At 46.0% G+C, this 12,648-nt stretch carries 5 protein-coding genes; all 5 read right to left on the reverse strand.

Going from position 1 to position 12,648, the window contains the following annotated elements; translation table 11 throughout:
* Genes NH399_RS13135 through NH399_RS13155 form a run of 5 tightly spaced genes read right to left on the reverse strand, consistent with a single transcriptional unit; the run spans position 1 to position 12,647 of the window.
* Entirely contained in the window at positions 1–474 is a 474-nt protein-coding gene (locus NH399_RS13135; RefSeq protein WP_253040749.1) for a chemotaxis protein CheW, read from the reverse strand.
* Positions 475–489: 15 nt separating this feature from the next.
* Complete coding sequence (locus tag NH399_RS13140; protein ID WP_253040751.1) at positions 490–2,853, reverse strand: chemotaxis protein CheB; 2,364 nt, start codon at positions 2,851–2,853, stop codon at positions 490–492.
* Complete coding sequence (locus tag NH399_RS13145; RefSeq protein ID WP_253040753.1) at positions 2,850–9,647, reverse strand: Hpt domain-containing protein; 6,798 nt, start codon at positions 9,645–9,647, stop codon at positions 2,850–2,852. Before NH399_RS13145 ends, NH399_RS13140 begins: the two co-directional genes overlap by 4 nt.
* Positions 9,648–9,671: 24 nt before the next feature.
* Entirely contained in the window at positions 9,672–10,550 is an 879-nt protein-coding gene (locus tag NH399_RS13150) for a protein-glutamate O-methyltransferase CheR (RefSeq protein WP_253040755.1), read from the reverse strand.
* A 21-nt stretch (positions 10,551–10,571) separates the two neighbouring features.
* Positions 10,572–12,647: a methyl-accepting chemotaxis protein gene (locus NH399_RS13155; protein ID WP_253040757.1), complete on the reverse strand. Its 2,076-nt coding sequence runs from the start codon at positions 12,645–12,647 to the stop codon at positions 10,572–10,574.
* Position 12,648 lies beyond the last annotated feature (1 nt).

Here is a 12,648-nt window from a genome sequence, read left to right on the forward strand (position 1 = left end):
CTACTCTGCGCTTATTTCGCCTTGCTCAGAAATCAGTTCTTCAAGCTTTTCCAAATCAGGAATGGTGGCTTGAATGGAACCAATTTTAACGCGTGCTTTATCGGCGATACCTAGCTCAACCTCTTCAACCAAAGAAATGGCTGGCCGTGTTACGTGGGTCAAACGAGGGATGCCTTGTACGATGATCGCAATATAAGGTAGTTCTTCACTATCGCCAATGGTATTCACCACGGCCACACGTGAGCGCTTATTGGCTTGTGGATCTTCGCCGCCATTAAGAATATCAACAGAGACCAAAGGTACTTTCATATTACGCCAGTTAAGATGGCCAATGTACCATTCTGGCCCAACATCATTCAGTCGCTCAACATCCCCAAAAGGTACAATCTCTGCCACTGTTGAGTTGGGCAACAAAATGCTTTGATCAACAATCGGGATCATTAAGCTATAAACTTCATTTATTTGTTGTTCCACACAATTCTCCTGGCTTTATGGTATGGGCGAGGCAACGCTAACTGAATTATACAATTGCGCCAGACGCTCGGCGAGCTCTTCTGGGCTACCAATATACTCAACTTTATCGGTTTCAATAACAGAATCGGGCATGCTGCTATTGGCACAGGTATCCGGCTGCTGTGCCCAGACTTTGCAACCTGATTCACTGGCTTGCAAAATGCCTGCTTTGCCGTCATCACCCATGCCGCTAAATACAATTGCACCACATCGGCTTTGATAAACCGTTGCTGCGGCTTTGATAACATCATCAATGCAAGGCGCATAAGGCGGCGTCCATGGGGTATGTTTAGGACCCAATGTTTTATCTTGGCCGAACACAATATTATGTTTGATGGGTGCGATATAAATCGTTCCAGGCTCCATCGTCACCTGTTGTTCAATGATCTGCGCACTGAAAGGCGTTTGCGTGTCGAGAATATTAGCCAACACAGGCAAAAAGTTTTCGTCAATATGCTGGGCAAGTACAAAAGCAACATTTAATTCTGACGGTAATGCTTGAAGAAAACGTTTAACAGCCGCAGGACCACCAAGAGATGCTCCTAATACCCAAACATTTAAATCGGGTAACTCTGGCTCAGACTCCACATCTTCAAACTCTTCATCATCAGCTACTTCAAACACCATATTAACCGCTGTGTCTTCTAACAACGGTATATCAAAATCATCACTGGACTCGACTTCTGACTCAGAGGATGACTCTATGACTTCATCGGTCGCAGATTCTTCAAAATCCAGATGGGTATCGGTATCTAATGTGGTCTCATCACTGTCCATATCAAGCCCACCAGATGGGAGCTCGAAATCCAGCTCGCTGTCACTGATGGATGTTTTGGGTTGTGATAGATGATCACTGTCATCGCTACTGGCTACCTCGGTATCAAAATCCAGATCCAGAGTTAACTCCGGCTCTGCACTGAAAGTATCTAATTCTGGCTCAATCGCTTCAGGCTCGTTTTGATTCTCAGCGGAAAATATGTCCAGTTGCTCGTCTTCGCTGTTTTCCATTGCCTGAACTTCAGCAGGGATATCTGGCTGACTAGCCTTATGCTCATCAAAAGCACTGTCTAAATCCGCTTCAAAATCCGTCATTGCCTGCTCAAGCTCATCATCACTTAATGACAACTCACCTTCATCGAGTGTAGACACAGGTTCAGTCTCAGGCTCAAGTTCTACTTCGAGTTCTGATTCTACTTCAAAGGCTTCTTCATTAAGCTCATTGGTGTCGATAGCCAATGCATCAGTGGTTTCTTCTTTCCACTCAGTTTCTTCTTCGATGATATCCAGCTCAGGTATCGCAGAACTATCGGTTTCGCTTTCAACAGATTCACCAAAGTTGATATCAAAGTCTTCGTCTTCAATACCTTCAAGGCTGATGGCCTCTATATCATTGTCGTCGTCAGGGCTATCGATTTCATTACTCTGCTCCGATACTCCCATTAATTCGGCGGTAAAATCATCGACAGGCTCAAGACTCTCAGGAAAGCTCTCTTCAATGAGTGTTACTTCTTGTTCCTGAGTATCAAAAGAGTTTTCGTTAGCGCTTTCTGTCGTCAATCCATCATCTAAACTAAAGTCGAGGCTCTCTTCGATGGATTCAATAGAAAGCACTTCTTCGTCATCAGCCTCATCACTGGAGTCAGGAGCATCTTGAATGCTCTCAATATCCTCTTCAAAGTCCAGATCAAAACTTTCTTCAATGGCATCAGCCGACAATTCTTCTGTAGTCTCTTCGTCTATCGCGGCTGGAGGAGCGACAACATTTTCTGCCGTTGGAATATCTTCAGCAGGAGAATCAGCTTCTTCCAGTTCAGACAGTTCTCGAGTTAACTCTTCTGCAGAGAAAGAAGATTCTGAGCTCTCAGGATCGTCGGTTATTTCGTCGAGTACCGACTCCAACTGATGAGTCGCATCATCCAATTTGATGATGGATTCTTCGGTTTCCATAGTCACTGCAAGCGCAGCAGACTCTGAGTCATCTAACAATGAGGGCGCTGGCTGGGTCATTTCGATACCAGCCATCTCATAAAGTCGTTGCAGTAGATTTCGGCACCAGAACTCAGGATGAGTCTGTTTGCCTAAAGAACCCCGTTCATTAAAAAATACTGGGATAGATGATTGATCGAGCAAGTCATCGAGAGCATCGCTCCAATCATTGTCATCAATATCTAGTAACCAGACATGTAGATTTTCAGCAGCGATATGATCGGCTGCAATCTCTTCTGGAGAAATACAATACTCAATCGCAACGGATTGCTCTTTCAACAGGCCGACAAGACTTTCTGTTTCTTCCCCGCCTGATGAAATAATACCTAACGAAAGTGTTCCCTGCTGTTTCATTGCCCATGCCCAGGTAATAAAGACTCAATGGTTTGCAGCAGATCTACCTCATTATAAGGCTTACCCATATAGCGATTCACACCAATAGACTCGGCTCTCTGACGGTGCTTCTCTCCAGTACGAGAAGTAATCATGATAATGGGTAAGTCTTTTAAACGATCATCGTGGCGCATAATGGTTGCCAGCTCAAAACCATCCATACGTGGCATCTCGATATCCAGCAACATAACATCAGGCTTGTGATCATGAAGCACGTTGAGAGCATCAACACCGTCTTTTGCTGTCAGCACTTTATAATCATGGCGCTGTAGCAGACGTTGAGTTACTTTTCTCACCGTAATCGAGTCATCAACAACCATTACTGTTGGCACTCGTTCTTCAACCACGTCTTCAAGAATATGCTCTTCGCTCTGAACCGCATCCACACGACGAGTCAGTGCAGGAACGTCCAATATCAGAACAACACGTCCATCCCCAAGAATCGTTGCTCCAGACAATCCACTTAACAAACTAAGCTGTTGTCCAACGGACTTCACAACGATCTCACGGCTACCTAAGAGTTCATCTACCTGAACCGCTGTTGGATGCTCTGCGCCGTGCAACAATAAGATAGGCAGCGGACGTGTAACCCCTTCCAGATTTGGACGGCGATTATGATCTAATAACTGCCCCATATAGCGCATGGTGTAAGACATACCCGCATACTCAAAACGAGAATCAGGATTGTTGTAGTACTCTTGAACTTCATAAGGGCTGATACGCACAATACCCTCAATGTTGGTCAAAGGTATGGCATAAAGATCATCACCGACCTGAATCATCAACGCTTGGTTGACAGATACGGTAAAGGGCAGTTTTACGGTAAAGGTTGCGCCCTTACCAACTTCAGAGTTGATTTCAACCACACCACCCATTTGCTTGATTTCACTGCTCACGACGTCCATACCGACACCACGACCAGAAATCTGAGTCACTTCGGTGGCGGTACTGAAACCCGCTTCAAAGATCATCTGCTGTAATTCGTGATCCGTTAACTCGGAGTTTTCTGTAATCAACTCACGCTCAAGTGCTTTGGCACGAATAGCATCAATATTTAATCCGCGACCATCATCAGTGATCTCAATGAATACCTCAGAGCCTTGACGATACATTCGAATGCGTACACGACCAGTCTCTGGCTTGCTCGCAGCGATACGCTCTTGAGGGTTTTCGATACCGTGATCCATCGCGTTACGCAGCATGTGCTCAATCGGCGCAATCATACGTTCTAGTACAGTACGGTCCATCTCACCATCCGCACTGATGGACAAGTCAACGGTTTTACCTAATTCGTTTCCTATCTGACGTACGATACGACGCAGTCTTGGTACCAAGCTATCGAACGGAATCATGCGCGTACGCATTAAGCTTTCTTGCATTTCCGTATTCACTCGACCTTGCTGCAACAAGAGCGTTTCTGCGTCACCAGCGAGGTTATCCAAACTGTCTTTTACCGACAGCAAATCCGCAGCACTCTCGCCGAGTATACGAGTCAGTTCCTGCTGACGGGTATAACGGTCAAATTCCAGCGGGTCAAAATCATCATACTGACCAGTAATTTCTCGACGATACTCGATCTGTGCGTCCGTCTCGATTTCCAGATTACGTAGCTGCTCACGTAAACGGTCAATGGCTTGGTCCATCTCGTCAAGGTTGTAACGTAATACCGATACCTGCTGATCCAGACGAGCTCGGAAGATACTGGTTTCACCTGCGAGGTTAACTAAACTTTCAAGCTGATCGGAGCCGATACGAACCACTTCTTGCTGGCGCGAACGACGTTGAGGCGCAGCGTCATCTGCGGTTGTTTCTGGCTCAGGCTTCTTAGTAAAGGGCACCACTTTGGGTGTAGCGGTTTCGGCTTCGACAGGTGCCGGTGCAGAAGTAGTAATCTCTTCAAGCGGCTCGCCTTTCACCAATTGATCCAGCTGTAGCATGTAGGCTGCTGGCGTTGTGATCTGATGCTTACTGCGAACCTCTTCCACCATACTGCCGATAACATCGTAACCTTTCATCACAAATTGAATATGTGATTTATCGGTGGTTATCTTGCCGTCAGCAACAGATTCAAAATAACTTTCGAGCTCGTGAGTCAAATCACCAAGCGCGGTTAGATTTGATAAACGCGCGCCGCCTTTTAAGGTGTGCAGGCTACGCTGTAATGTTTCAATAGACGATTTGTCAGCGGTATCATGACTCCATACCTGCAATGCTTCGTCCATGTTCTCAAGAATTTCATCTGCCTCTTCGAGATAGATATCGAGAACTTCTTCGCCGTCTTCATCCAGCTCAATTTTTTGAACTTCACCACTTTCGGCAGCAACTTCAACAACCTCAGGAACACTTGGTGTAATGTCTTCAACCAATTCATCTTCGGTTGCCACACTAGCGACTTCATCCGCGCTATCGCTGACGGCATCTTCAACAGCATCGGGCTCATCAACGTAACGACGAATCTCAGCTAACAAACGCTCATCAAACTGATAGCTACCGTGATCACGCAGCTCTTCAATCATGACTCGGAAGGCGTCAAGGAATTTGAAGGATACAGTAATGTGTTTATCTTGAAGATCGACTTCGGCACTTGAAATAGCCTGATATAAATCTTCTAAACCGTGGGCCAGATTACCCGCAGACATAACACCAGCCATACGCGCACTGCCTTTTAAGGTGTGCAAATTACGTTGTAGGTTGGCGACATGTATCAAATCTTGAGGCTCAGATTTCCAGGCCTCCATGCGTTCTTCAATTTCTTCAACAAGTTCATCAGCTTCTTCGAGGAAGAACTCTAACAACTCTTCATCGATTTCATCTTCAGCTTCATGAACATCTTCTGGACGAATAGTTTCTGCCTGCTCTTCATGGGTATCTTCGATAGCAGGAGTAACGAACTCCACAACTTCTTCAACGGGAGCTTCAGCAACAGGTTCTTCTTGCGGCTCTTCAGTTGTGCTCTCTTCTACCTCTGGCAGCAGTTCTGGCTCAACAACAATATTTTCAACTTCTGGTGCATCAGCAATGTCTTCTGCAACATCTTCTTCAGACACAGCTTCTTCTGACGCAATATCTTCAGTGAGTATCGGCGACCAGTTTTGCAATTCATCGATGAGGTCGGCAGGACTTGGCAGGCGATGCTCTATCGCGGCTAAGTTCAGATACTCTAAAACTTGCTCTAATGCGCGGCTACCTAGCTGGTAGTAGTCATCATATTTAACTGCTTGAGTGTCTGCATCAAAGAAGCTTTCAAGCTCAGATGCTAACTGCTCCACTTCTTCAAGCACAGCCATATTAGCGCCACGCTTGAGGGTATGCATTTCTGCCTGTAAGTTGGTTTGAGCCTGACCCACATCAGCTTCGCGCCACTGTTCAAGTAGCTCCTGCGCTTCAGACACAATATCCATGCCTTCTGCCAAGAAGATACTGAGCAGCTCAGGATCTCGGTGTACCACATCACCTGACACAGCAACATCTTCGCCGAGTGTTTTCACCATATTAGCGCGCTGTTGAGTGAACTCATCAACCAGCTGCTGTTTTAAATCGTTGTGGTAATGTTTGTTTTCTTTTAGTGCTTCAATGCAATTGTCGAGATAACTTTCGGCTAACACAAAGTGTTCAATAAACTCTTTGCTCAGAGCAAGATCACGCTGTTTGTAATCTTTAATCAACAATTCAAGCGGGCTAACCAGATCAGCAATTTCGGCAACTTCTGCCATGTGTGCACTACCTTTTAAGGTATGTAGAGCACGTAGCAGCTCATCAGATGCCATGTTGCGTTTTTCTGTAGCAACTTCACGATTGAAGCTCTTAATAACTTCTAGATGTCCTTCGGCTTCATTTATAAAGATTTCCAGCAATACTGGATCAATATCAGAATCCAGATGAGCCACTGCATCGTCTGCTTCTGGCTCAAGCGCTTCTTCAAGAGATTCTGCATCTATCTCTAAAGTTTCTTCTGCTGGGCTTTCAGCAAATTCTTCTTCGACAACATGCTCAAGATCTTCTGTTTCGGCAAAACTCAGCTCGTCAACTACAGGGCTGGCTTCTTCTTCGATAACAGGCTCAAGTACTTCATCATCCAGCTCAAGCGGCTCATCTTCGGCAACAAAGTCAACAGACTCAAGTTCATCGGTAACTTCTGCTTCTAAAGTCTCTAGTACAGTCTCGTCTAACTCCGGAGTGACAAGTTCGTCATCTGTTTCCAGTAAGGCTTCATCAATAGCAAATTCATCGGCGGCTTCTCCATCACTGGATAAGTCTTCTGTGTCGAGTTCAAGTGTCTCAGCAAATTCTTCTTCTGCGGGAGCTTCTTCAACAGAGGTTTCTTCAGCAGCTTCAACAATTTCTGGCTCAACAGCCTCAGGCTCTACAACTTCTTCGACTGCTTCTTCTACAGGCTCAGCAACGGCCTCTACAGGTGGCTCTGCAGCAGGAGCAACTTCTTGTGGTAGCGGCAATGGCTCACCATTAGAAATGGCATGAGCTTTGGCCATGATAAAGTCGGGGCCTTCTGCAGGTAACTGATTTTTGGAGAAAGCGTCAACCAGACTCGGCATCATAGCTGTCGCTTCTTTAATAATACTAAAGACAATGTGATCCGCTTTGATGGTGCCATCAAGCACTCGATTTAGCATGTTTTCGATGGACCAGGCCAACTCACCAGCGAGGCTTGCCCCAACTAATCGGCCACTGCCTTTCAATGTGTGATAAGAACGGCGAATCGTCGTCAGCGTTTCTTCATCATCAGGCTTTTCGATCCAACGAGGCAATAATTCATTAATCGACTCAAGTTCTTCTTCAGCTTCTTCAATAAAGATCTCGAGTACTTCGTCATCAATAAGACTTTCGTCGGGAGCTTTATTTACCGCAATACTTTCGGCAGGTGGAGCAACCGCTGGAGCAGGCGTCTCAACAGGCGCAGCCTCTGGCTCCTGTGCCGGAGCGGGCTCAACCGCTTTTTCTGCTGCCGCTGCCGCCGCTTCTTCTTTTGCTTTTGCCTCGGCAGCTGCAATCGCCTCACGCTCAGCAATAATCGCCGCAGATTTCTCTAACTCATCATGCAGGATCTGTTGACTGTTCTTCGCTGCATTTAAGACAGAGTCAAAAGCAGAAGAACCAATTTCGCCGTAATTTTCTAGACAATATTCAATACTGGTAATGATGTCTGCTAAAGCATCCATCACCGACTCACTGGGCTTTTCGTGCAGCTCCAATAAGTTTTGCTCAACAAACAAGTCAGCGTTATTTAACAAGTCAGCGGCGGCTTCAAACCCGATGATGCGTAAGCCACCTTGGATTTCGAGCAACAACTCAGGTACATTTTGAATGAGCTCAAAGTTAAATGAGGATGCAATAAAGTCAACAATGCTGTCTTTCGCTTTTTGTAGATTAGCCTGGCTAGCACTGAGTAATTGAATTTTTGCTTCATCCAGCTGCGCTTCAGCGGATACTGCTTCTTGTCGAGCCGCTAACTCATCGGCCGAAGCTTCTTCTTGATCCGCAACATCAGCAGGTTTCACATTCGCTAAATTGGCTTCAACAAAGAGCAAAGCACCCGCGACATCCATTACTACGGCATCAGAAATTTCATCGCCTGACTCGATGCATTTATTGAGTGTGATGATCTGTTGTTTCACCACATCTCTTGGAATGCCAAGTCCCAGAATACCTAAGGTATCGGTAATCTTTTGCAGACTGGGAATTAACGCCGAAAGTTTTGCATGACTTTTATCACCGCCACGAACAAAAAGATCCAAAGTATCTTTTACGTTAATCAAATCGTCATTAATGGCGCCAACAACGGTTTCAATAGCCCCTGAGTCGGGCCCTTGCATACGACGTCGCTCTTCTTCAACCACCTGATCTGATGGCAAGGCATCGGATAGATTAAACGTCTCTTTTAACCGTTTGATATTGGCATGATTCGATTCAGACTTTGCAACGTAGTACAAAAGGTTCTTTAACAAATCATCAGGGATCTTATCGTTGAGCGCTTCGTTACCGACATCCGCTAAACGTTTAATATAACGATCTACTTTGCCTAACAGCGCATGGACCGCAGGATCCTTGTACTGACCTTTTTCAATAATCGCTAATAAGAAACCATCGGCTATCCACCAAAGATGGCCAACGGGATAACCCGCACTCACGGCTTCTAAACGTTCCAATACTTTGTGCATGCGTTGAATACCTTCTTTGATATTCGTACTGCGCATAACACTGAGCAAACCTTTTTGATAGTGATGGCGGAATTTCTTAGCTAACTCTTTAAACTCAGCAGCTGGAAGTGATTGTTGACCGCCTGCAGGCTCTGGTGGGCTCACACCCGACAACTGAGGCGCAAAAATAGCACTCTCTGCTAGTGGAGCAACGCCACGAGAGGCGCGTAATTCGTTTAATAAAGGTAATAAAACAACCGGTAGATCACGTCGACCTTCTTGGACGCGATCAAGATAACTGGGTAATTGCAGCAAGCTGCCCATTAACACTTCAAGTGCTTTTTCTTTTGCTACGAATTTGCCATTGGCAATCGCATCTGCCAGGTGCTCCATCTCTTCGGCTAGTAATGCAGCGCCGTAGAATTCGAGCATTTGTAACGTGCCGCGAACCTGGTGTAAACAACTGATACAGAAACGGATCTGCGTGACATCACTGTCATTTTCAGCAAACGCTTCTAACCCCTGCCGAGCCTGGTCCAGAGATTTATTAATCTCTTTGCGAACCCAACTGAGAGCTAATTGTTCATTCGTATCGGCCATGCTTGCTCCGTTTATACTTCTTTTTTAACCACCAGCACGTAAATAAGCTTGGCAGTGTTTGGTGGAAACTTTTTCAATCAGAGGATGCGTCAAATTATTTAGCTCACCAGGCCCTAAGACGAGTAATCCGCCTGGCGAAAGTCGCTCAACAAAATGAGTCACGATGTGTTGTCTACGCATGTTCTGAAAATAAATCAGTACGTTCTGGCAATAAATAACGTCGTATTGTTGTTGTGGTGCTTTATCAAGCTCCAACACGTTGCCCTGAACAAAGCAGGTTCGATGACGAATGCTGTTTTTTACTTGCATGTAATCATCAGGCAACTCTTCAAAATATTGTTTTAGCCAGTTAGAAGGTACTGTCGCTAGTTTGCGCTTGTGATAAATGCCTTCTCGCGCTTGTGCCAACGCGGGAAAACTAATATCGATACCGGTGATCCCATAATAAAAATGCCGCCCTTGGTTGGTCAGTGGAGAAGTATCCAGTTCACTCATCAACAGAGCCAAACTATAAACTTCTTCTCCTGTCGAACAACCTGCGCTCCACAGCTGAACATTCAGAGGCTTATCAGAAGGTTCTGCTGCGCTTTTTTTAATGAGCTTTTGAATATGGCTTTGAACGAGCTGCAACGAGGCTTGATCTCGGAAGAACCGCGTTTCGTGAACGGTTAACAGATCAACCAGATTAGTCCACTCTACTGCTGAGCTAACTCCAGACTCCAAACTACGAAAATAACTATCGTAGTCTTCGAAGCCGGTCTCGCGCATACGTTGTGCAAGGCTGGTTATCAGAAAAGACTTACGATTTTCTGATAACCAAACTCCGGTTCGTTTCTCCAGAAGCCCCTGCCAGCGCTGGAACTCTTTTGAGTCCATTTCTGGCAGGTTGAGTATCGCCGCCATAATAAGGGCCGAGTCTTAATATTAATAGGTTGGTAGTTTGAAACCAGCAACCGAGCTGTTCAGCTCGTCTGCCAGCTCAGCCAACTTACCGATACTGCTCGCAGTATTCAGTGTACCTTGCAATGTCTGGTTAGTGATTTCCTGGATAACGTTCATCGTATTGGAAACATGACCAGCTGATGCTGCTTGCTGACGTGCAGCGTTCGATATGTTCTGGATCAATTCCGCCAAACTACTCGATACACGCTCGATTTCTTCCAGTGCAACACCCGCGTCTTGCGCCAGGCGAGCTCCACGTACCACCTCTGCGGTCGACGCTTCCATCGAGATTACCGCTTCGTTTGTATCGGTTTGGATGGTTTTTACCAGTGCTTCAATCTGTTTGGTTGCGTTACCAGAACGTTCCGCAAGTCGCTGTACCTCATCCGCAACAACCGCGAAACCACGACCGGCTTCACCCGCCATCGATGCCTGTATCGCCGCGTTCAATGCCAGAATGTTCGTTTGGTCCGAGATGTCGTTGATCAGAGATACGATATCCCCGATTTCCTGAGATGATTCACCCAGTCGCTTAATACGTTTTGATGTTTCTTGTATCTGCTCACGAATCGTGTCCATACCGCGAATTGTATTACGTACCACTTCGGCACCTTTTTTCGCGATGTCCACCGATTTTTCCGCTACCTGAGAGGACTCAGCGGCGTTGGCAGATACCTGTTCGATAGAGACGGCCATTTCGTTGATCGCCGCAGATGCTCCAGTAATCTCTTGTGCCTGATTCTTAGAGGCCTGGGCCAACTCGTTCGAGATGCCTTGCGTTTCTTCCGTTGCGTTTGACAGTTTTGCAACCGAGTCGTTGATCGTCGATACCAAGCTTCTCAATTGGTCGATGGTGTAGTTCATCGCATCGGCTATCGCACCCGTGAAGTCCTCGGTTACCGTTGCGTTCGCTGTCAAGTCACCATCTGCCAGACCTTCCATCTCGTCCAGTAGTCGGATGATTGCTTGCTGGTTTCTTTCGTTCTGTTCACGTTCTCTCTCTGCCTGAGAGCGAGTTCTTGATTCACGCTGTCTGTCAGAGCTACGAATCTGTAAACCTAGTGCTATCAAAAAGATTAATACTAATGCACCACCAGCAATCGAATACCAGTAGTGACCACTACCTACCTCAACACGTTGACCGTAAGAACGATAAGCATTTGCCAGTAACTCGGCTTGTTCTAGAAGTTTGTTGGATTGATCGAAGATTTGAGTAGAAGCTTGCTGAACTTTAAATAAGGTGTCGGTACTGCTGATTACTTTGGTTACGTGCTCTTTTACTGTGACATAGAGGTTAGCGATTTCTTCCAAATCTTTACGCGCATCGGCGTTGGTGATTCGCTTTACGTCCAACATGGCATCACCGTTCAGCTGAGCATTTAGATACTCACCGAAGGTTTCAACGTCAGTACCAAAGTTTTCTGCAGCAACCAGAGCATCTTCTCCACCCTGCAATACTTTTTGGAAGCTTCGATTCAAACGTTCTGCAAACAGCATCTGACGAGACGCGAAATAGGTTTGCTCACCTGATGCACCAGAATCAAGTAAGATGTCATTAACTGTTTGATAAAGAAACTGCATTTGAGGGATGGTAGCGGATAGTTCGGTCTGTATATCATACAAACCCGTTACTACGTCCTCATTTTCGATGATGATTTCGGCTTGGTCAGAAACCTCATTCCAAGTCGCCAAAATCTGGCCCATCTCTTTGTTGCGGATAGAGGCAGGCGTCTCATCAATTTGTGTAACTGGGTTTTGCCCCTGCTTGCTGTTCAAGCTTTCAAGCAGTTTATCAAAACGCTCTTTGGAGGCTTTTAACTGCCTAAACGCGTCAAGGTTACCCTCAGCGGCCTCGGTCGCGTTCTTTGCTACCTGCTGTGATGTTACCCGTAAGTCTTCCGCATTTGATGACCAACTCAATACGTTGTTACTACTACGGAAACCGAGATACAGATTAGCAATCGTTAATATTAAGAAGAGTCCCAGGAGCCATACAACAATGCGAGTGCCACTGCCCCCATCTGCATTTAGGTTTTTATCTTTTACTGGTGCATTCATA

The sequence above is a fragment of the Pleionea sp. CnH1-48 genome (assembly GCF_024124665.1).
In the GTDB taxonomy this organism is placed as follows: domain Bacteria; phylum Pseudomonadota; class Gammaproteobacteria; order Enterobacterales; family Kangiellaceae; genus JAMXSB01.

Coding starts and splice junctions, on each gene's coding strand:
- NH399_RS13140 (WP_253040751.1), bottom strand. CDS start 2,853: ATGAAACAGCAGGGAACACTTTCGTTAGGTATTATTTCATCAGGCGGG.
- NH399_RS13145 (WP_253040753.1), bottom strand. CDS start 9,647: ATGGCCGATACGAATGAACAATTAGCTCTCAGTTGGGTTCGCAAAGAG.
- NH399_RS13150 (WP_253040755.1), bottom strand. CDS start 10,550: ATGGCGGCGATACTCAACCTGCCAGAAATGGACTCAAAAGAGTTCCAG.
- NH399_RS13155 (WP_253040757.1), bottom strand. CDS start 12,647: ATGAATGCACCAGTAAAAGATAAAAACCTAAATGCAGATGGGGGCAGT.